This is a genomic window from Marinoscillum pacificum (assembly GCF_024714495.1).
Lineage (GTDB): Bacteria > Bacteroidota > Bacteroidia > Cytophagales > Cyclobacteriaceae > Marinoscillum > Marinoscillum pacificum.
This window is the reverse complement of the sequence record NZ_JAMZMJ010000018.1, coordinates 78,706-98,506: the sequence shown is the minus strand read 5'-3', so window position 1 is coordinate 98,506 and position 19,801 is coordinate 78,706. Positions and strand designations below refer to the sequence as shown.

Genomic DNA, 19,801 nt, shown 5'->3' with positions numbered 1-19,801 from the left:
CAAAACCACATGATGTTTGAAAGACGCTCGATAACCTGAGCCTGATTTGTATTTTACCAAGTCATTTGACTTTTCTTGTTTATCCATTTTTGACACTGTTTGTGTCAACCTATTTCAGGACCTGACCACCCCGAAGCTCTACCACTCCCCAATCTACTACAACTAGATGCGGAGGTGCGCCAGACCCGCCAGCGCCGGTCTGGTGCAATGGAGTTGAGCGGAGGGGCGTCCTAAATCCAAATGATGGCTAAAGGCATCATTACCTTTTCAAAGAGATTGCCTCAGCTTGCTTCCCTCTATCCGCCCTTAAGCTTCGCAATGACGATTTCCTTATCTAGGCAAATTCATCTTATAAACACGATCACCATAGAAGTTGCCAGGTAAATACAGCAAATGTCTGGTATGGGACAAGGGATTAGCACTTCGAAAAGGTAACTTTGCCCGCGAAATTAAAAGGTGTGGCGAACCAAAAGAGACCAGATGTACGTGTGATTATTCCGGCATTCAATGAGCAAAATGCTGTTGGGATGGTCATAGATGAGATTCCTCAGGATTGGGTCAGTGAGATCATCGTGGTGGACAATGGCTCGTTTGATGACACGTACCACAAAGCCCAATCGCACGGAGCTACGGCGCTCAAAGAAGAACGGCGAGGATATGGTCAGGCATGCTTGAAAGGCATGGATCATATAGCGCAATCTGCAACTCATCCGGACATTGTGGTGTTCTTAGATGGGGACCATTCGGACTATCCGGAGCAGTTACCAGAACTGGTCAAACCCATCCTGGAAGATGGAATGGACATGGTCATTGGCTCACGTGCTTTGGGGCGAAAAGAACGCGGTTCTATGACTCCACAGCAGGTTTTTGGCAACTGGCTGGCAACCAGTTTGATTAAGTGGTTCTACAAACATGAGTACACTGATTTGGGACCATTCAGAGCGGTAAAATATTCGTCGCTGCTTGCGATGAAAATGGCGGACACAAATTACGGCTGGACGGTAGAAATGCAACTCAAAGCTGCTAAATTGAAAATGAAAACCACGGAAGTTGCTGTAAACTATCGACAGAGAATTGGTGTTAGCAAAGTTTCAGGAACAGTGAAGGGAACCATCATGGCAGGCTACAAAATCATTCTAACCATTTTCAGATACCTCTAAACATGAGTTGGATTGTTGTCATCGGATACATCGTTGCGCTATTGGTCATCAGCATCTTTAGTTTGGAACAACTCTATCTGGCCATTCTGTATAAGAAAACCAAAAGAAAGGCCAATGCTACTCTGGAGCTTACCTCCTACCCGAAAGTGACCGTACAGCTGCCGGTATACAATGAAAAATATGTGGTAAAGCGCCTCATCGATGCGGTCTGCCGACTAGACTATCCCTTGGATCAACTGGAAATACAGATACTGGATGACTCCACAGACGAAACTGTGGAGATCATTGCTAACAAAACGGCTGAATGGCAACAAAAAGGCATCAATGTGCAGCACATCCAGCGACCAGAGCGTGTGGGATTTAAAGCCGGAGCATTGGCTTATGGAACTCAGAAAGCCACTGGTGAATTCATCGCCATCTTTGATGCGGACTTCTTACCGGAACCGGACTTTTTATTAAAAACTCTGGCACACTTCTCAGATGAAATCGGGATGGTGCAAACTCGCTGGGGCCACATCAATGAAGATTACAGCATCCTGACCAAAATGCAGGCCTTTGGGCTGAATGCACACTTCTCTGTGGAGCAATTGGGTCGAAATAGCTCTGGTAAGTTTATGAACTTCAATGGTACGGCTGGCGTATGGAGAAAGACATGCATCGAAGATGCTGGCGGTTGGCAACATGATACGCTTACTGAAGATTTGGATTTGAGTTACCGAGCTCAGCTGAAAGGTTGGAAGTTCAAATACCTGGAGGATGTCACTTCCCCGGCGGAGCTGCCAGTATTAGTGCCGGCCATCAAGTCACAGCAATACCGATGGAATAAAGGTGCGGCAGAAACTGCTCGCAAGAACCTGGGCAAAGTGATCCTATCCAAGCTAAGTGCACCCGTCAAATGGCATGCGGTTTTGCACTTGCTTAACAGTTCGGTTTTTCTTTTTCTAGTCATTGGAGCGGTATTGTCTATACCGATGCTCTACATCAAAAAAGGTAATCCAGATTTCAACTTACTATTCAATCTGGCGAGTGTCTTCATCATCGGTTTTGTAGGAATGACGGTCTTTTACTGGATCGCCACTAAAGCCACGGCGAAGAACTTTTCACTGACGTATTACATTAAGAATTTCCCGCTCTTCCTAACCTTTTCGATGGGAATGTCCTTGCATAACGCCATTGCGGTTACGGAAGGCTATTTGGGCATCAAAACGCCGTTTATCAGAACACCAAAGTTCAACATTGTGAACAAGTCCGACAGCTGGAAAGGAAATACTTACCTGAAACAAAAGATCTCCTTCCTGACGATTTTGGAAGGCTTCATGGCTGCTTATTTTGCTTTTGGGGTGATGTCCGCATTTGTGCTCAAAGATTTTGGATTGATCTTATTCCACCTGATGCTCTGCCTTGGGTTTGCATCCGTTTTTTACCTGTCTTTGAAAAAAGTCCCTAATGCAACAGCAGAATAATACTGCACAATACACAAGCATTTTTATTCTGATTGCTGGAATATCAACCGTGGGCTTGATTGTCCCCAGACATGAAACGTTGCCTTTAGGGTTGGCCTACTTTTCAGCTTTCTTTGGATATTTCTGGCTGTGCAAGTTTCCGCCTGCCCAATCCGCAACTTTCACCGTAGGCCTGGCTAGTCGACTGCTGTTATTCGTAGGTCTACCGATGCTATCAGATGACATCTATCGATTTATCTGGGATGGAGCGCTTATTCAAAATGGCATGAGCCCATTTGAAGAGCTTCCATCAACCATTGCAACTAAAGATGCTATGCCTGACGGGTTGAGTTATGAGCTGTATGAAAAACTCAACTCCAAGGAATACTTTGCCATTTATCCTCCGCTGAATCAATTCATCTTTTGGCTTAGTTCCTGGATAGGCAATGACAATTGGCTGGTTTCAGCCAATGTGATTCGCTTCTTTTTGCTGGCAGGTGATCTGACCACTTATTATTTCATCAGAAAAATACTAAAAAGCTCAGGCCATGACCTGGTCAGAGCCAACTGGTATTGGCTGAATCCTTTGGTGATTCTGGAAGGAGTTGGCAATCTGCACTTCGAACTACTGGTGGTCACTTTTATGGTGATCGGGATTTACTATTTCAAGCAATCCAGTTACTGGAAATCAGGAATTGGATTTGGATTGGCCATCGCCACCAAACTGCTTCCACTGATTTATTTGCCGGCACTACTTTTCCGAAAAGACTTCAAATCAGGCGTAACCACCACATTGATCGCAGGAATATTGGGAGTGGTTTCCTTCTTACCCATGATCGATGCAGCACTTATTGAGTCCATGTCATCGAGCTTAGGCTTGTATTTTCAGAAATTTGAATTCAACGCCAGCATCTATTACCTCATTCGAGAAATCGGATTTTGGGTAAAAGGATACAACATCATAGGCACTTTAGGACCAGCCTTATCTATAGTCACTTTATTAGCCATTCTTCTCATTGCCTGGATTGGGAAGAAAAGGCAGTGGAGCATTGAAGAGATCATGCTTTGGTCATTGACCATCTATTTGGCATTGGCCACCACCGTGCATCCATGGTACATCATTCCATTGATTATGCTCGGCGTGCTAACAAAATATTGGTTTCCTATCATCTGGTCATTGCTAATCTTCGTAACTTATTTTGGCTACACCAGCACCGGATTCGAACTATCTGCGGGTTGGTTGGTTTTGGAATATACCGTGGTACTTAGTGTTTTAATCATTGAAACTGTTAAAAAAAGCAATGCGAAAAATTCATAGCCTTTTGGCCTTCATCATCGGGATGATCTGGCTCCCCGCTTGCGGACAGCAGTCGTTTGATGAGAAAATGAAAAGCTTGTACAAAAACACCGTTCCCATTGTGAATTCGGATCAATTGGAAAACCTGAAAAAACAAGGTGATGTGTTCATTCTGGATGCAAGAGAGCCCGAAGAATTTCGTGTAAGCCATATACCTGGCGCTCGATTAATTGGCTATGATGATTTTGACAAAAATCTAATCGGTGATATTCCCAAAGACGCCAAAGTGGTGGTGTATTGCTCCGTTGGCTACAGAAGTGAACGCATCGGAGAAAAGATGCAAAAAATGGGTTTTGAAAACGTGAGCAACCTATATGGCGGTATCTTTGACTGGAAAAATCAAGGTAACACAGTATTCAACATCAATCAAGAACCCACTGATAGTGTACATACGTACAACAAGAACTGGTCTCAGTGGCTATATAAAGGCGTAAAAGTGTATGACTAAAAAAGATCTATTAATCGTATTTGTAAAGAACCTTATCCCAGGTCAGGTAAAAACCAGACTGGCTGCTGACATAGGTATTGACGGTGCGCTGGACGTGTACAAATACCTGGTAGAACATACGTATGAAGTTACTAAAGAGTTGGATTGCTCAAAAGTCGTTTTTTACTCGGAGTATGTAGAAATCGAAGACATCTGGGATACGGACGAATACAAATTGCAAGTTCAAAAAGGTCCAGATCTTGGAGACCGAATGCAAAATGCATTTGAATTTGCTTTTGACAAAGGATATGAGCGAGTAGTGATCATTGGTACAGACTGTTGGCAACTTAGTGAAGAAGTCATCGAAGAAGCATTTGACAAACTGGATGAAAACGATGTGGTAATCGGACCGGCAACAGATGGTGGTTATTACCTAATCGGAATGAACAAACTCTATCCAGCTCTTTTCCATGACAAGAAATACAGTCATGATAAGGTACTCAGTGACGTACTGACTGAAATTGGTCAAATGGATGCAGAATTCCATTTGCTTCCAGAACTGAGTGACATAGACACCTTCCAGGATTTGAAGGATTCGGATATTGAATTTGAATTTGTTGATCCAGACGATGACGGTAAATAAGAATTTAAGTTTAGGGCTGCTTTGTGCAGCCCTTTTTGCTTGTAGTCCAGCTACTCAGCCAGCTCCAGATTACATCAATGAGCAATGGGCCAAGGACCAACTTTGGGATGATGGCCAAGCTGAAGTAGCGATCTATGATGCCGAACGAGTGGTTTATGGCAAGACGAGAAAGTTTGAGTATGTCTACGTGCTGGTCAAAGAGGAATTCAATCAAGAGTTCCGCGTCAAAACAGACGATTACAATCGATCAGACTTGTATCCCGTCATGAAGGTGAACAAGTTTTGCCGAATTGAAACCCTGAAATATCCATATCATTACCTCACCTCGGTTTTCTACAAGCGAGAATCACCACATCAGGTACATAAGCTCACCAACACCAGTCAGGAGTGGTGTGGCAATACGGCCAAATCTTTCCTGGAAAATGGAAATCAATATGACTTCCAGTACATGAGTTACTGGGATGGTCAGGGCAACGGAACAACCACCATCGAGAAAGGTCCATGGTTTGAAGATCAGCTGAGCTACACTCTCAGAACATTGGATTTCGAAGAGGGGCTACAGTTTGAAGTTGATCTGTACCCTATGCAAGTTTCAAGTAAAGCAAGTGTTCCTGTTTCTGAAAAAGCTACCATTGCTATTGAAAAAGCATCTATGAACGAGCTTACCGAAATTGATAGCGACCTAATAAATGAACCCTGGAAAGTTTCCGTTACCAGAACCGAAGGATCCAATCTTACCTATTGGATCAATGATGTGTATCCCAATATCCTGTTGAAAATGGAAGCGACTGATGGCAGAAAACTTTCACTAAAATCTCTAACCAGAGATGCTTACTGGAATCATGAGTAGGCAAAACAGATTCAGTTTTCACTTTTTAGTGCATAGCAGATCAAGAATTTGATCATTGGTTTTTGTGATTCATAAATCTTTTCGTACTTCGATCTGAACTGCTTGATTTATTAAAAACCGAATCTGCTATGCAAGTACAATTCCGATACGAACAGATTGCTGACACTATTCGAACAGCTATTATTTCAGGAGCTATTAAGCCTGGTGATAAACTACGATCTGTCAGAGGTATGAGCAGCGATTTGGGAGTAAGTCAGGCCACGATCTTCCGTGCATATTTTGATTTAGAAGCTTCCGGCCTCATAGAATCAAAACCCAAATCGGGGTATTATGTGTGCTACCATCCCATAACACCAGACCTTCCTTCCAAAACGCCATTTGAAAACCAAGAAAAAACAGTAAAAAACGCCGATCTGGTCAAGGAGTTTTTGTCTTCACTAAATCATCCTGACGTACAATTAGATTTTGGTTTAGCAGTTCCTGCTCCGGAACTACTCCCTCTCGCCAAAATCAAAAAAAGCATTCAGAAGTGCTATTTGAATGACCCTGTTGCCGCCATTGGATATGAGTCAGTCGCTGGCAACAACCAACTCAGACGGCAATTGGCTCAGCTTTCACTTTCCTGGGACAAATCGTTCACCGAAGATGAAGTGATCATCACCAATGGATGCATGGAAGCTGTTGCTCTTACCCTTTCTGCCCTCACTCAGCCAGGAGACATCATCGCAGTAGAGAGCCCTGCTTTTTATGGTTTACTCCAGCTAATGGAATCGCTGAACTTGTCAGTTATTGAAATCCCAGGCGATCCTGTTGCTGGCATTTCTATTGAAGACCTGAAAGAAACACTGCAACAAAAACCAGTCAAGGCCATTTTACTCACGCCAAACTTCAATAACCCGAATGGCACCGCCATTCCTGATCAGCATAAAAAAGAACTAGCTGAGATGGCCGCAGCTTATCAGGTTCCCATCATAGAAGATGATATTAATGGAGAACTCTACTTTGGAGATAAACGACCTAAAACCATAAAAACCTTTGATCAGGAAGGATGGGTGATTTACTGTTCATCCCTCTCCAAAACACTCATGCCAGGCTATAGAATTGGGTGGTGCATACCCGGTCGATTTCATGCTGAAATTCTAAGAAAGAAAAGCATCACCAATATCAGCACGTCTTCGATTGTACAAGCGATCACCGCTCACTTTTTAGAATTTGGCAGGTATGAGTTTCACCTCAAAAAATTACGAAATGCTTTAAAAACTCAGCATCTACAATACAAACGTGCCATTTATGATTGCTTTCCAAACAAGATAGCCAGTTCCAATCCACAAGGAGGATTTGTGTTATGGCTGGAACTGACGAAATCCAAGGATGCCCTGACACTCTACAGAAATGCATTGCAAAAAGGAATCCGTATCGCCCCCGGTCAGGTGTTTTTCACTCACTCCAATTTCAAAAACTATTTCCGAATCAGTTTTGGAGCACCATTTACTTCAGAAATTGATGATGCAATCAAAACGCTGGGACAACTAGCGAAAAACCTATAATCATTTACAAAACGAACATTTCACTGATACTGAAAAGTACCAGTACAGGACTTTTATATCCATTAAATCCACGCTTCACATGAATCAAGCACTACACAACGATCTGCAAAACCTGGAGCAACTGCTACAGAATACTCTTTCGCAAGGCGTCGACTACCTTCAGCAACTAAATGAACTTCCCACTTCGGTCAACCAATCCATCACGGATCAACTACCTCTGCCCTTAACCGGTTCTGGGGGAACGTCAACACTAGCAGAATTCACATCGAGGTATGAAAAGCTGATGGTGGCATCCGCTGGCCCAAGGTATTGGGGATTTGTTACCGGAGGAACTACTCCGGCAGCTATTATGGGCGACATCCTCGCCACTATCTATGACCAAAACACACAAACAGCCAAAGGGCATGGTGACCTCTCTGGAGCGATAGAATTGGAAACCATCAACATGCTTCTGGAACTATTTGAGCTACCATCTAACACCTTTCTGGGAGGCTTTGTGACTGGAGCAACCATGTCCAATTTTACTTGTCTGGGTGTAGCCAGGCAGTGGATAGGAAAAGAGCTAGGATTTGATGCCGCAAAAGAAGGCATCCAACAACCTATAAAAGTATTGGCAGCAGTTCCGCATTCTTCATCCATCAAAGCCATCGCCATGCTGGGTCTGGGTAGTAGCAATATTTCATTCGTGAACACCATAGACCCTTCGCGAGAATCCATGGATGTAGCGGCTTTGGAAAGTCAAATTGAACAATTAAATGGTGCTCCATTTATCCTAATATCTAGTGGAGGTACGGTCAATACGGTAGATTATGATGATATGCAGGCTATTGCTCAACTGAAGAAAAAACACAACTTCTGGTGGCACATTGATGCTGCGTTTGGTGGATTTGCTGTACTTAGTGAGCAACACAAGCACCTATTGAAAGGCTGGGAGTTGGCTGACAGCATTACCATAGACGGACACAAATGGCTCAATGTACCTTATGAAAGCGCCTTCTTTTTTACTCGGAAAGAACATGCGAAGCTGCAGATAGAAACCTTTCAAAACTCCAATGCGCCATATCTCGGTGATCCATTAGAAAATTTCAACTTCCTGAATTTCCTTCCGGAGAATTCTCGCCGATTCAAAGCCCTGGCAACATGGTTCACCCTCAAAGCTTATGGTAAATCAGGATACGAAGAAATTGTTACTCGCAACATTGCACAGGCTCAGCGGCTTGGAAACTTCATTGACTCAACAGACGAATTTCGACTGTTAGCGCCAACCCGACTAAACACCGTCTGTTTTACATTGAATGAAACCTTATCTGACAAATTGGATACTTTTCTGGATGTGCTGAACGGTCGCGGCAAAGTGTTTATGACTCCTACGGTATTCAATAAAACCAAAGGAATCAGAGCTGCCTTGGTGAATTGGAGAACTACGGACGAGGATGTAGAGCTCGTAGAAAAAGAGCTTCTGGAGGTTATCAACTTGATATGAGGTAACTATTAGAAGCTGTCTTAAATCGTTTAGATTGTCATTCTTAGAAAATAAAAAATCCATCTTCAAAAGAAAGTATATCCTTCAAATGTGAAGATGGATTTCTCCCTACCTAACCGGTAGGCAGGCTACGTCGAAATGACAGCTTCTATTTACTTTTTAACCCAAATTATGCTTTAAAGCATAATTTGCCCTAAGGGCTGACGAAAGCTTTGCTTTGTCAGGGTTACCCTGACAAATAATTCTTGAGTAAAGAATTATTTCGTCAATATTCAATAGAATATTTGGATTGCCATCTTCTAATATTCTATTGAATAATCCGGGTTTAACAATCTGTATCTTCCAAAGTATCATCCCAACATCTCCAGTTGTCATCACCGAAATATGCATTGGATTTTACTTTACCAACTTTCGTTTCTTCATTAAAGTAGATGTATAGGTCATAATCATCATCTTCCGTATCAGTAATGGATACATCGTAGAAGTGTGTAAATCCCGCTTCAGTAGTCAAACCATATTCGATATAGCTACTTGATTTTGAGTTATCAGCATCCACCAAAGTGAAAAGCGAGTTTACTGCATCACCTTCTACTCGATCCCAGTCGATCGTCAAAACTTCAACAGGTCTATCTGGACTTGCATACAGCACCCATTCTCCACCTGAATTATCTACTCTTGATTCACCTGAGAACCATAGGAATCGATCAAATTGGCCATTAACAGAAAGATACATTTCCCAGATCACTGTTTCACCAGTAACCTCAGCCAACAGTTCTGCATCGATTGCCTGACCGCCAGCATTCACTGAGTATTCAGAGATCCACTTGCCTTCCGCTTCAGAATACTGAAACGATTGATCAGTAGCAGCTTCAAATGCCGCCGCAGGAATAATGATGCTCGCACCAATTATCGTTTGCCAGATGCCTACATTCAAAGCAGCAAAAGCGTAATTGCCGCTACCATCTGTAGCATCAACACGTCCCCCGCCATTTTGAGGAAAATTTCCCAAATTGACAGACATAGAAGAAGATGGTGGCAACTCCGGCGGTGTTCCATGATCTTCAGAATCGTCACTACAACTGCTCAAAATTGCTGTTAGCGCTATTATAGCACCTAAAAATATAGCTCCAGTACGTTTCATAAGTTTTTAATGTTTTTGATTCTGCTGTATCTAAGACAAAGGTTGTGCCGAAATGGTTGAAACTTCATCAACAAAAAAGGAGATACCTAAACAGGCATCTCCCTCTCATTAAAAAGCCATTTATCGAAAATGGATTTTATCCTTCCATTTCCTCCAATTCTTTACCTTTCGTTTCGTAGACATACTTCACCACGAAGAAGATGGAGATAAACGCGAATGCTGTATAAATACCATAGGCAAAAGCTAATCCTGCTCCTACCAATAAAATAGGGAATGTTAAAGTCACAAGGAAGTTGGAAATCCACTGTGCTAATCCAGAAATGGCCAACCCAGAACCTCTTAACTGATTCGGGAACATTTCTCCGAGCATCACCCACATCACAGGTCCCCAGGAGAAATTGAAGAACACTACGTAGGCATTGGCTGCAACAAGTGCCAATATTCCCATACTGTCAGACAAAGCCAAATTACCATCGGCTCCTAAGCTTCCTGAAGCAAAAGCAACGACCACAAGTGCCAGAGCAACTGCCATTCCAACAGAGCCTATCACCAGGATCGGTTTACGTCCCAACTTATCAACCAATAAAAGAGAAACAACCACCGCGAGAATACTCAATGCTCCAGACAGTACGTTGATCAATAATGCATCACTTTCACCAAAGCCAACTGCTTGCCAAAGCACCGCACCGTAGTAAAACACCACGTTGATACCAACCAACTGCTGAAAAGTGGCTAATCCTATTCCAATCCAAACGATTGGTCTGATTCTACCTTTTACCTTATCAAACAAGTCAGACATCTTGGGCTGATGATCAGTAGATAGAGATTTTTGTATCTCACCAATCTTTTTCTCAGCAGAAACGGCTCCATAGAGTCTTGTCAATACTTTCATTGCCTGGTCTTTCTTTTGACCCGCCATCAAATACCTTGGGCTATATGGTATGAAGAATAACGAAATCATGAACGTGAAAGCAGGAATCAATTCCATCCAAAACATCCATCTCCAGGTTTCATAACCCAGCCAAAGGACATTCTCAGCAGAACCAGAAACACCTGCCAAAAGGTAATTACTTAAAAAGGAGAAGAACAGACCTGAGATAATCGCAATCTGCTGTACCGTAGCCAAGGCACCACGATATTTTGCTGGAGCTATCTCACTGATATACGCCGGTGCCATTACTGAAGCCGCACCTACTGCAAGACCGCCCAAAATTCTGTAAATGATAAATTCGCCAGAAGAAGTGGCGATTCCTGATCCCCATGCCGATATGATGAATAAAATAGAGGCTACCAAAAGCATGGTCTTACGACCATATTTGTCTGCCAAGTTTCCAGCAAAAAAGGCACCTACTGCGCATCCAAGTAGCATACTCGCCACATTGAATCCACTGGCTACATCTTCCGAGTTGAAGGCTGCTTCCAGCCCCTTTACGGTGCCATTGATCACCCCACTGTCAAATCCGAACAAAAAGCCGCCAAGGGTAGCAACCAGGGAAATGAGAATGATATAAAAGTTGTTGGTTGTTTGTTGTGTTTCCAAATCATTTAAAGGTTAAAGACATCAATCTTTTGTTTCCCAAATAACGACGATACCACCGAAAAACAGGGGTATCTATTGTCTTTAATCAGGTATGATTTGGCAATATAGTCAATTTGACTTTAAGTCAATTTAGCCATATCTCTTATTAGAATTCTGCGTCTATCAAAGGTGATGACATTCTCTTCTCGTAGTTCATTCATCACAGTAGTAACCGTTTGACGAGAAGTACCAGTTAGGCTAGCAATATCTTTATGAGTCAAATGATTTTTGATCATCATTTCAAAGCCCACTTTCTGACCTTTCTCTTCCGCCATTTCTTTCAGAAACTCGACAATACGAGTCCTGGCATCTTTAAAAACCAGTGATTCTATTCTTCGCTCCATCTTACGCAGACGGAAACCTAGAATTTTGAAGATCTTCAGGTTGAGCGCCTGGTTATCTTTCATCAGGTCCTGAAGGTTGTCTACAGTCATCGGACAAACTCTGGTATTGGTATTCATCGCTTGTGCGAAATCGGTACGCTTCTCCTCTCCTGCTAAAGCCAGTTCTCCAAAAATTTCCCCTTTCGTCAAAATAGCCTTTACGATCTCCTTACCATCATCACTGTAAGTACCAATTTTCACACGACCATCAGCGATCATGTAAATATTCATGGATTGCTCATCCGGGAAATAAATGAACTCATCTTTGGCAAAAACATTCGGTTCATGCTTTTCTTCCAGACCAGGGGTCTTTCTAGGACATAGAATTTCGAACAGATCTACGTTTTCAAAGTACCATAGCTTAGTTGCTTCACTCATAATGACTAGCTTCAGTTTGGCTAATGACTAAAATGTTTGATTAATCCCCTTTTGAGATGCACTTTTGCATCGCCAAAAGGCGAATGTAAGTCTAACAAGATTTCTCCTTAAAATGTCTCACTCATGGACTATTTAAACGTCAAAGCACTTCATATCATCTTTGTAGTCACCTGGTTTGCGGGGCTTTTTTACATCGTTAGACTGTTTATCTATCAAACGGAAGCACTAGAAAAAGACGAGCCTGAACGTTCCATATTGAGTAATCAGCTGGCCATCATGTCCAAGCGCTTATGGTTCGCAATTACCTGGCCCTCAGCTATTTTGACATTGATTTTTGGCCCGTGGCTATTGATTATTCAACCGAGCTGGCTGAGCATGCCGTTCATGCACATAAAATTGGGATTTGTCGGGCTATTGGTCATATACCATATCATTTGTCATATTCTTTACAAAAAACTCCAAAAAGGAGAAACCAAATGGTCGTCGAATCAATTGAGACTATGGAATGAAGTGGCAACATTGATTTTAGTGGCAGTAGTATACCTCGTTGTTCTTAAAAACACCTTGAGTTGGGTTTGGGGAACAATCGGGATCTTTGCCTTTGCGATCTTGCTGATGTTAGCAATAAAAATTTACAAACGATTAAGAGAAAAAGCATCATGATGCGATTATCAACCCTAGCAGTAATTATCACACTATTTGCATTTGGTTGCAATGAAGTAAAGTCATCTTATGAACTACCCATCTATGGTCAAAAAGAATATGTAGACCGGGAAGTGAATGGCAAAACGGTGACTGACACCTTGTATCATACCATTGCTCCTTTCGAATTTGTAGATCAGGATAGCTCGATCATCACGAATGCAACATTCAATAACCAAGTCTATGTGGCTGATTTCTTCTTTACTTCCTGCCCAACAATTTGTCCTGTAATGAAACAGCAAATGCTCAGAGTATATGAAGAATATAAAAACGATCCTGAAGTAGCTATCCTAAGCCACTCGATAGATCCTACCCACGATACCGTAGCTGTACTTCATGATTTTGCAGAGAAGCTTGGTGTAGAGTCTTCCAAATGGCATTTCGTTACTGGTGACAAAGATGAAATTTATGATATCGGCGAGACCAGTTACATGGTGGTAGCAAATGAGGATGAAGAAGCTGCTGGAGGATACATCCACAGTGGAGCTTTCCTATTGGTTGACAAGAAAGGCCGTATCAGAGGAGTTTATGATGGAACAGTCCCAGAGCAAGTGGACGTATTGATTAACGACATCAAACGACTGACCAAGAGAAAATGAGGTATTTCTACATTCTGATAGTAGCCGGATTGCTTGCTGCATGTGGATCTGGGAAAGAGTCTACCGACGGTTCTGATCAGGAAATGGATCACAGAACAGAAGTACGTCTTCGTCAATACATGGTACAGGGAAAACGACTGTACCTCACGCATTGCGCGAATTGCCACCAAAAGAATGGAGAAGGGTTAGCTCAGTTATATCCGCCTTTAGCCAAGTCTGATTATTTGATGTCCGACTTAAAGCGTGCTGCATGTATCATCAAGAATGGAGTAGAAGGAGAAATTACGGTCAGTGGAAGAGTTTTTAGTCAGCCAATGCCTGGTTTAGAAACTTTAACACCTATCGAAGTAGCTGAAATTCTGACTTATGTGAGTAACTCCTGGGGAAATGAAGCAGGAATTTCTTCAACCAGAGACGTAAGCATCTGGCTGAAGAAATGCAATGATTGAATTATTCGGTAAGCGCCTTTTTACCTTCTTCCAGTGATTTCAGCATGTCTGATTTCACTGTTTCTATTTTTTCAAGTTCACCTTGTAGATATTCCTCTTCTTCTTCAGGAGTACCTGCAAAATCCGGCTCGAAGTTTCTCATCCAATTCATCATAGACTCATTGGCAACTTCAATCTCACGAGCAAGCTCCTGGTATTTGGCTGCAACTACAGAATCTGCAGCTGATGAATCCACCAAAACAAGTAACTCTTTCTGAGTCTTTCTCAACTCTCCCATTTTGGGCATTACTTCATCATGAACCATCATCACCTTTTCTTTCAAGGTTGGCTCCTGAGCTTCCTCAGTCTTTTTCTGAGGTGACGAACAGCTGATCATAACTGCTACTAAAGCGATAATTGATAAATATTTCATAGGTCAAAAAATTATTCTGATTCCAATTTTGCTTCCTTCAGGATGTACATCAATTGATCCACATCTGAGTCATTGAGAGTAAGCTTTCCAGTAAAAGTCACTTTTTTAGCAGTGTACTTCACTGGCTCATCCAAATAGATTTCAGCTACCGACTCTGGACCAGCTCCTCCACAGAAGAAACAAGAGGCTACCGGTACGGAAGACACGATCAAGTGATCCGGCTCGAACATCCCTTCGAAAGGAATGATGTAACCCGAAAGGGTAATTTCTTTACCTTCTAGTGCTTTGATGGTTGGACCAAATTTGGGCACAAATATCTCACCGTATTCATCTTTCGTCTTCTCATATTCCAGCCCACTGAGAGTCTTCCAGTTTTCAGCAGACGTCTGTGCCATCACCGAAAAACTCATTAATGTGAATACAAATGCTAATATCTTCATAGGTTATCCTTTTGATAATGTTTTTGAAATATCCGTTTTGAATGCCATGATCGCAGGGACTACTGAAGCCAACGCGCCAATCACAAAACACCCTAAAATCACAAACCATTCCTCATTTAGGAAATTAAATGCTTGTGGGTTTACACCTTCCAAGGATGATGCCAACACATAGACCAATCCATGTGAGATGATCAATCCAGAAATTCCGCCCACAAAGGTAATCAGAAGACCTTCTATCAGTATGTGATTAAATATTTGTGAACGAGTAGCTCCCATCGATCGCATGATGGCAATGTCATATTTCCTGTCTTTCAATGAATTTAGAAGCGCAATAAACACACTTATGGCAGAAATGGATATGATCAATATTCCCAATAGGTTAAGTATCTGCACCCCTACTCCAATAATATTGAACAGCCTGGCAGTTTCAAATGCTGGACTTGCCGCTTGAAAACTACTTTCCGAATTAATCGCTCGAGGCAACATCACAGCTCCCATCGGAGATCGATATTTGACGAGCATGGCGGTAATTTCTTCTTCATCAAATTGTTCCTGAGTAACAGCTATTTCCAAATGACTAATCTCTACCAATGAATCTGCTTCTTCATGATGATGCTCTTCTTCCTCTTCATGACCATGAACCTCCCAAATGCTTTGTATGCTGGTCAGAATGAGCTTGTCCAAAACCGTATTGGTTGTGGTTAGTACACCCACCACTTTAAATGGATGAGCATCGTGGCTATCTCCATCATCAGACAAGCCATGCTGACTTTGGAATTCATCTCCTATTTTTAATTGCAATTTCCTAGCGGCTTCCGCTCCTAAAACCACTTGCATTGGCCCTTCGAACCATACACCATCCGAAATTTCACCACCATATAGATCAGCATAGGCTTTGGTAGTTCCTACAATTCTTGCATTTTGATAACTATCACCCAACGACAAAGGAATAGCCGATTCGATGTATCTGCTTCTGGTAACTTTAGCTGCTTCCTTTAGCCCAATATTCCCAGTAGGAAAATCCACATGAAAGACATTCGCAAGAATCAACTGTAGCGGACTCCCCTTGGCTCCGATCACTAGATCAATCCCTTGAGAGTTCTTACTAATCTCATTTTTCAGTTGATTAGAAATCAACAAGATCAGTACCACTATTGTCACTCCAAAAGTGAGCAATAACCAACTCAATAAACTGCTAAGTGGCTTTGCTAATATGCTTCGATAGCTTAAGTAGATAATATTCATAAGGTCAGCTGGTTTTTAAATTCCGACTTTACTCTACTATCATGAGTAGCAATAATTAAGGTAGCATTGCATCGATTGGCTTGTTTCCGCAATAAGTCCACTACCGCATGACAACTTTCATCATCCAGACTCGCCGTAGGCTCATCTCCAAAGATTACGTCCGGTTCATTTATAACCGCTCTGGCGATAGCCACTCGTTGCGCCTGTCCCTGACTGATTTCGTTTATCTTTTTATTTCGGATTGCTTCAATGCCCAGCTCCTTTAAAACTTCATCAATCTTGCTTTTACGCTCAGGCTTCTTACCAAAAAAAGGAGCCAAAAGCACATTTTCATGGACCGACAACCCTTTCACCAGATGTGGCTTTTGGAAAACAAAGCCAATATGCTGACCTCTGAAATGATCTAATTCAGATGATTTCATTGCGGCGATATTCTCACCTTCTATCCGAATTTCTCCATCCTGAGACTTTAATAACCCTGATAGCAAATGAAGAAACGTGGTTTTTCCTCCTCCAGATGGACCAAGAATCAAGGAATGATCTCCTTTTTGGACTTGCCAGTCAGGAAAGGTAAGTTTCGTGCCATCAGAAAATGTATGTGAGAGGTTTTTTACTGATATCAACTATATAATTATTTAAATATTATTTTACATATTTATTATACCCAATTATTGACATTAACCCAATCAGCTTATGCCTTTCATTCTATTCAATCTCCTCATTGTCCTGTTCATTTATTGGCAATTTAAGTCACGAATTAAGAAGCCTTATCGAAGGAATCAATGGTCCGAGTGACCTGAAACTGGTGATGGATTATATGGGTGTTTAAAAATCTGAGCATCTCAGAAAGCATAATTCTACCCGCAAGTGGATGTCTAAAAACTGCTTTGTTCAAATATTTATCTGGATAACTATCCAGAAAACTAACATATGCTTCCCTTGTTTGATTCCAATACTGCCTCATTTCATCCAAAGACTTGTCATTATTGGGATTACTAATTGGTTTGGGCGCTTTGAATTTCAGTTTGGTCTGAAGAGCCCAAAAGTACAATCTGATTTTCAGCGTATTGAAAAGTGTTGCATTTGGCATGTCATCTCCCGCAAGCATTTTTTTCTGACAATAAGCTAAGGCACTCGCTTCTGAAAAAATCACATGATCCAGTATTTGTGCCAATGACCAGGTGTGTTCATCCTTCTTCCAATGAAACATGGCTTCATCCACATTGCCCAACATTTGCCAAGTGAGCGCCTTGTTTTTCTCTAGCTGATCAAAGTACGTTTGAAACTGTGAATTCATAAGCATCTTTTGATATGGTAAATTTGGGTATTGTTCGTTGACTTACCAAAACCTTTGCACATTGCAATAAATCATAAAAAAAGGTATATTGAGGTGACTTTCTTAGAATGTCGATAAACCACCAAAGCCGTAGCCTGATACAATTTCAGGTTGGGTCAAGCCATAGACAAGCTGATCCTATTTATTTAAGTTATTTTGAAATAATTTTGCGGTGAAAGCCACAACCAAAATCGGCAGATATTTATGCATGTTTTCGACATTATTGCCCTGTTTATTTTCCTAGCTGGGTTATTTATATTCGTCAATACCTATTTTCTAAAGCTTCCGTCTTCTATAGGACTGATGATCATGGCCATCGTGCTGTCTTTGATCTTGTATCTGGCTGGATTCCTATTTCCTGGATTACAGATTGGAGCCGCCGAATTAGAAGAATATGACTATGCAGAAGTGCTCTATCATGTAGTACTCTCCTTCATGCTCTTTGCCGGGGCATTGCAAATTGACTTTAAGAAACTCTCTAAACAACGTACTCCAGTACTGGTATTAGCGACTACAGGTGTGTTGATCTCAACATTCGTTATCGGAACGTTGATCTATTACATGCTGCATTGGATAGGAATAGACCTTCATTACCTGTACTGTTTGGTATTTGGAGCTTTGATCTCTCCTACTGATCCAATAGCAGTAACTAAAACAATCAAGCAGTTTAATCTGGCCAAAGAATTAGAAATCAAAATACAAGGAGAATCCCTCTTTAACGATGGAGTAGCTGTAGTATTAGCTCTTACGCTACTAGATATTGCTCATGCTGGAGAAGATCATCCTCTATCTGTATTTGAAACAGTATACATCATTGGTGCCGACATTGGTGGCGGGATTTTCATCGGTTTAATGCTTGGCTATCTGGGTTATCGTTTGTTGAAGTATGTGGACAATGATCAAGTGGAAGTAGAGATTCTCATTACACTCGCTGTAGTGATGGTAGGTTCTTTCCTTGCGGATTTTGTACACGTATCTGCGAAACAAGCCGCTGTAGTCATGGGACTGGTGATTGGAAATGAAGGTAAAGGCGAATACGTGAGTAGCGCTGCAGGTGACTATGTATTTAAGTTTTGGAACCTGATGGAAGAATCTCTGGCAGCTATGCTATTCGTATTGATAGGTTTGGAAATGTTGGTGATTCCGTGGCGACTTGACTATTTCTCAGCAGGATTCTTTGCTGTCATCATCGTCTTGTTCGGAAGATGGACGAGCGTTTTCGTACCAATCAAATTGATGTCTGTCAAGCGGAGTTTCAAACCGAATACGATCCCTATTTTAACATGGGGAGCACTCCGTGGAGGTCTTCCGATTGCGCTATCGCTATCACTTTCAGAGTTTCATGGTAAGGATATTATTATCACCATGACCTACATTGTAGTAGTTTGTTCCGTTTTGTATCAGGGATTAACCGTACCATTGCTTATGAGAAGCTTTGGCTCTAAAGACTAGGTAACTCAATAGATCGAGTCCAAATAGGGATATTTGATTCATTGATTACTTCACTGGAGATGTGTCCGGCAAATATCTTTTCCAAACCATGATGATGGTGAGTGGCTAATAGAATGATATCTGCCCCTTCTTTCTCTGCATAATCGATGATTACTTCACCCTCATCAATTCCAGGGATGGCGGTAACTACATAGTCCGGTATTTTATGAAACTCCGCAAAATCAGTTAGTCGTTTTTCTACCTCAAGTTGACTTGTGAGTGTATCATCAAAAGCTTTAACAATGTGCACTTTTGAGTCAAAATGCTGCTGAAGAAACTTGAGCTGATCAATCATGTCATCATCCTCTCGTTTCATATTTGTTGGAAAGACTATTTTCTTCAAATCTACTAACGTCGTATTTGCCTTAACTACTAAAACTGGACACTCCGCTCGCTTAGCTACCTTTTCCGCATTGGTGCCTACGAAGAAACTTTCTAACCCATGAGCTCCCTCAGAACCCATCACAATTAAATCTGAGGGCTGACTAACTATGGTTTCTATCAAATCACCTGTTATTTGTTGATAGTGATAATTCAGATTATGTAACTCTGCCATTTTCATGATAGTGTCGACCTTTTCCGCCAGTACATCACTTTTCTCGGGCTCATCCACCACATGAAGTAATAATAACTCTGAATGAAATTTCTCCACCAATTCAGCAGCGGTACGAATGGCAAAAATGGAGCAATCAGCAAAATCTGTTGGCACTAGAATTCGTTTCATTATATTCAGGTAA

At 41.8% G+C, this 19,801-nt stretch carries 21 protein-coding genes; 12 read left to right on the top strand and 9 right to left on the bottom strand.

Annotated elements, in window-relative coordinates; translation table 11 throughout:
• Positions 1–458: 458 nt before the first annotated feature.
• From NXS00_RS25095 to NXS00_RS25060, 8 genes are all read left to right on the top strand, one after another.
• Positions 459–1,160 (top strand): glycosyltransferase family 2 protein, encoded by a 702-nt coding sequence (locus NXS00_RS25095; protein ID WP_258102043.1) that lies wholly within the window; start codon positions 459–461, stop codon positions 1,158–1,160.
• Between the two features lie 2 nt (positions 1,161–1,162).
• The gene (locus NXS00_RS25090) at positions 1,163–2,623 is read left to right on the top strand and encodes a cellulose synthase family protein (RefSeq protein WP_258102042.1); all 1,461 of its coding nucleotides are present in this window, start codon (positions 1,163–1,165) and stop codon (positions 2,621–2,623) included.
• Positions 2,607–3,920 (top strand): MptA/MptB family glycosyltransferase, encoded by a 1,314-nt coding sequence (locus NXS00_RS25085; protein ID WP_258102041.1) that lies wholly within the window; start codon positions 2,607–2,609, stop codon positions 3,918–3,920. The genes NXS00_RS25090 and NXS00_RS25085 overlap by 17 nt, the downstream gene beginning before the upstream one ends.
• Complete coding sequence (locus NXS00_RS25080) at positions 3,904–4,407, top strand: rhodanese-like domain-containing protein (protein ID WP_258102040.1); 504 nt, start codon at positions 3,904–3,906, stop codon at positions 4,405–4,407. Before NXS00_RS25085 ends, NXS00_RS25080 begins: the two co-directional genes overlap by 17 nt.
• Positions 4,400–5,029 carry a TIGR04282 family arsenosugar biosynthesis glycosyltransferase gene (locus NXS00_RS25075; RefSeq protein ID WP_258102039.1) on the top strand — a complete coding sequence of 210 codons (630 nt, stop codon included), beginning with the start codon at positions 4,400–4,402 and terminating at the stop codon, positions 5,027–5,029. Before NXS00_RS25080 ends, NXS00_RS25075 begins: the two co-directional genes overlap by 8 nt.
• The gene (locus NXS00_RS25070; protein ID WP_258102038.1) at positions 5,016–5,879 is read left to right on the top strand and encodes a hypothetical protein; all 864 of its coding nucleotides are present in this window, start codon (positions 5,016–5,018) and stop codon (positions 5,877–5,879) included. The genes NXS00_RS25075 and NXS00_RS25070 overlap by 14 nt, the downstream gene beginning before the upstream one ends.
• A 128-nt stretch (positions 5,880–6,007) precedes the next feature.
• Positions 6,008–7,426, top strand: coding sequence for an aminotransferase-like domain-containing protein (locus tag NXS00_RS25065; protein WP_258102037.1), 1,419 nt, complete (start codon positions 6,008–6,010; stop codon positions 7,424–7,426).
• Positions 7,427–7,505: 79 nt separating this feature from the next.
• Positions 7,506–8,909 (top strand): pyridoxal phosphate-dependent decarboxylase family protein, encoded by a 1,404-nt coding sequence (locus NXS00_RS25060; RefSeq protein ID WP_258102036.1) that lies wholly within the window; start codon positions 7,506–7,508, stop codon positions 8,907–8,909.
• Between the two features lie 325 nt (positions 8,910–9,234).
• Here NXS00_RS25060 and NXS00_RS25055 read toward each other — a convergent pair whose 3' ends face one another.
• From NXS00_RS25055 to NXS00_RS25045, 3 genes are all read right to left on the bottom strand, one after another.
• Positions 9,235–10,050 (bottom strand): hypothetical protein, encoded by an 816-nt coding sequence (locus NXS00_RS25055; RefSeq protein ID WP_258102035.1) that lies wholly within the window; start codon positions 10,048–10,050, stop codon positions 9,235–9,237.
• A 136-nt stretch (positions 10,051–10,186) separates the two neighbouring features.
• Positions 10,187–11,590 carry a sugar porter family MFS transporter gene (locus tag NXS00_RS25050; RefSeq protein ID WP_258102034.1) on the bottom strand — a complete coding sequence of 468 codons (1,404 nt, stop codon included), beginning with the start codon at positions 11,588–11,590 and terminating at the stop codon, positions 10,187–10,189.
• Positions 11,591–11,709: 119 nt separating this feature from the next.
• The gene (locus NXS00_RS25045; RefSeq protein WP_258102033.1) at positions 11,710–12,390 is read right to left on the bottom strand and encodes a Crp/Fnr family transcriptional regulator; all 681 of its coding nucleotides are present in this window, start codon (positions 12,388–12,390) and stop codon (positions 11,710–11,712) included.
• A gap of 123 nt (positions 12,391–12,513) precedes the next feature.
• On the opposite strand from NXS00_RS25045, the gene NXS00_RS25040 reads away from it, so the two are divergent.
• From NXS00_RS25040 to NXS00_RS25030, 3 genes are read left to right on the top strand one after another with little or no spacing between them, the layout of a single operon-like run.
• On the top strand, positions 12,514–13,053 hold the full coding sequence (locus tag NXS00_RS25040) for a CopD family protein (protein WP_258102032.1): 540 nt from the start codon (positions 12,514–12,516) through the stop codon (positions 13,051–13,053).
• Positions 13,053–13,691, top strand: coding sequence for an SCO family protein (locus NXS00_RS25035; protein ID WP_258102045.1), 639 nt, complete (start codon positions 13,053–13,055; stop codon positions 13,689–13,691). Before NXS00_RS25040 ends, NXS00_RS25035 begins: the two co-directional genes overlap by 1 nt.
• On the top strand, positions 13,688–14,140 hold the full coding sequence (locus tag NXS00_RS25030) for a c-type cytochrome (RefSeq protein WP_258102031.1): 453 nt from the start codon (positions 13,688–13,690) through the stop codon (positions 14,138–14,140). The genes NXS00_RS25035 and NXS00_RS25030 overlap by 4 nt, the downstream gene beginning before the upstream one ends.
• 1 nt (position 14,141) lies before the next feature.
• Here the strand turns inward: NXS00_RS25030 and NXS00_RS25025 are convergent, their stop codons facing one another.
• The 5 genes from NXS00_RS25025 to NXS00_RS25005 all read right to left on the bottom strand — a co-directional run bounded on the left by NXS00_RS25025 (position 14,142) and on the right by NXS00_RS25005 (position 17,534).
• Positions 14,142–14,552 carry a hypothetical protein gene (locus NXS00_RS25025; protein ID WP_258102030.1) on the bottom strand — a complete coding sequence of 137 codons (411 nt, stop codon included), beginning with the start codon at positions 14,550–14,552 and terminating at the stop codon, positions 14,142–14,144.
• A gap of 11 nt (positions 14,553–14,563) precedes the next feature.
• Positions 14,564–14,992 carry a hypothetical protein gene (locus NXS00_RS25020; protein WP_258102029.1) on the bottom strand — a complete coding sequence of 143 codons (429 nt, stop codon included), beginning with the start codon at positions 14,990–14,992 and terminating at the stop codon, positions 14,564–14,566.
• A gap of 3 nt (positions 14,993–14,995) precedes the next feature.
• Positions 14,996–16,237, bottom strand: coding sequence for an ABC transporter permease (locus NXS00_RS25015; protein ID WP_258102028.1), 1,242 nt, complete (start codon positions 16,235–16,237; stop codon positions 14,996–14,998).
• A complete protein-coding gene (locus tag NXS00_RS25010) occupies positions 16,234–16,860 on the bottom strand; it encodes an ABC transporter ATP-binding protein (protein WP_258102027.1) in 627 nt (208 codons plus the stop codon). Before NXS00_RS25010 ends, NXS00_RS25015 begins: the two co-directional genes overlap by 4 nt.
• 134 nt (positions 16,861–16,994) lie before the next feature.
• Positions 16,995–17,534 carry a DinB family protein gene (locus NXS00_RS25005; protein ID WP_258102026.1) on the bottom strand — a complete coding sequence of 180 codons (540 nt, stop codon included), beginning with the start codon at positions 17,532–17,534 and terminating at the stop codon, positions 16,995–16,997.
• Between the two features lie 243 nt (positions 17,535–17,777).
• Between NXS00_RS25005 and NXS00_RS25000 the strand changes: the two genes are divergently transcribed.
• Positions 17,778–19,025, top strand: a complete 1,248-nt coding sequence (locus tag NXS00_RS25000; protein ID WP_258102025.1) for a cation:proton antiporter — start codon at positions 17,778–17,780, stop codon at positions 19,023–19,025.
• On the opposite strand, the gene NXS00_RS24995 is transcribed toward NXS00_RS25000, so the two are convergent.
• Positions 19,015–19,788 (bottom strand): universal stress protein, encoded by a 774-nt coding sequence (locus NXS00_RS24995; RefSeq protein ID WP_258102024.1) that lies wholly within the window; start codon positions 19,786–19,788, stop codon positions 19,015–19,017. The genes NXS00_RS25000 and NXS00_RS24995 overlap by 11 nt on opposite strands.
• Positions 19,789–19,801 lie beyond the last annotated feature (13 nt).

Bases quoted from the DNA above. Each gene is read 5' to 3' on its own strand.
- NXS00_RS25090 (WP_258102042.1), top strand. From the start codon at position 1,163: ATGAGTTGGATTGTTGTCATCGGATACATCGTTGCGCTATTGGTCATC.
- NXS00_RS25085 (WP_258102041.1), top strand. From the start codon at position 2,607: ATGCAACAGCAGAATAATACTGCACAATACACAAGCATTTTTATTCTG.
- NXS00_RS25080 (WP_258102040.1), top strand. From the start codon at position 3,904: ATGCGAAAAATTCATAGCCTTTTGGCCTTCATCATCGGGATGATCTGG.
- NXS00_RS25075 (WP_258102039.1), top strand. From the start codon at position 4,400: ATGACTAAAAAAGATCTATTAATCGTATTTGTAAAGAACCTTATCCCA.
- NXS00_RS25070 (WP_258102038.1), top strand. From the start codon at position 5,016: ATGACGGTAAATAAGAATTTAAGTTTAGGGCTGCTTTGTGCAGCCCTT.
- NXS00_RS25065 (WP_258102037.1), top strand. From the start codon at position 6,008: ATGCAAGTACAATTCCGATACGAACAGATTGCTGACACTATTCGAACA.
- NXS00_RS25060 (WP_258102036.1), top strand. From the start codon at position 7,506: ATGAATCAAGCACTACACAACGATCTGCAAAACCTGGAGCAACTGCTA.
- NXS00_RS25055 (WP_258102035.1), bottom strand. From the start codon at position 10,050: ATGAAACGTACTGGAGCTATATTTTTAGGTGCTATAATAGCGCTAACA.
- NXS00_RS25045 (WP_258102033.1), bottom strand. From the start codon at position 12,390: ATGAGTGAAGCAACTAAGCTATGGTACTTTGAAAACGTAGATCTGTTC.
- NXS00_RS25040 (WP_258102032.1), top strand. From the start codon at position 12,514: ATGGACTATTTAAACGTCAAAGCACTTCATATCATCTTTGTAGTCACC.
- NXS00_RS25035 (WP_258102045.1), top strand. From the start codon at position 13,053: ATGCGATTATCAACCCTAGCAGTAATTATCACACTATTTGCATTTGGT.
- NXS00_RS25030 (WP_258102031.1), top strand. From the start codon at position 13,688: ATGAGGTATTTCTACATTCTGATAGTAGCCGGATTGCTTGCTGCATGT.
- NXS00_RS25025 (WP_258102030.1), bottom strand. From the start codon at position 14,552: ATGAAATATTTATCAATTATCGCTTTAGTAGCAGTTATGATCAGCTGT.
- NXS00_RS25020 (WP_258102029.1), bottom strand. From the start codon at position 14,992: ATGAAGATATTAGCATTTGTATTCACATTAATGAGTTTTTCGGTGATG.
- NXS00_RS25015 (WP_258102028.1), bottom strand. From the start codon at position 16,237: ATGAATATTATCTACTTAAGCTATCGAAGCATATTAGCAAAGCCACTT.
- NXS00_RS25005 (WP_258102026.1), bottom strand. From the start codon at position 17,534: ATGAATTCACAGTTTCAAACGTACTTTGATCAGCTAGAGAAAAACAAG.
- NXS00_RS25000 (WP_258102025.1), top strand. From the start codon at position 17,778: ATGCATGTTTTCGACATTATTGCCCTGTTTATTTTCCTAGCTGGGTTA.
- NXS00_RS24995 (WP_258102024.1), bottom strand. From the start codon at position 19,788: ATGAAACGAATTCTAGTGCCAACAGATTTTGCTGATTGCTCCATTTTT.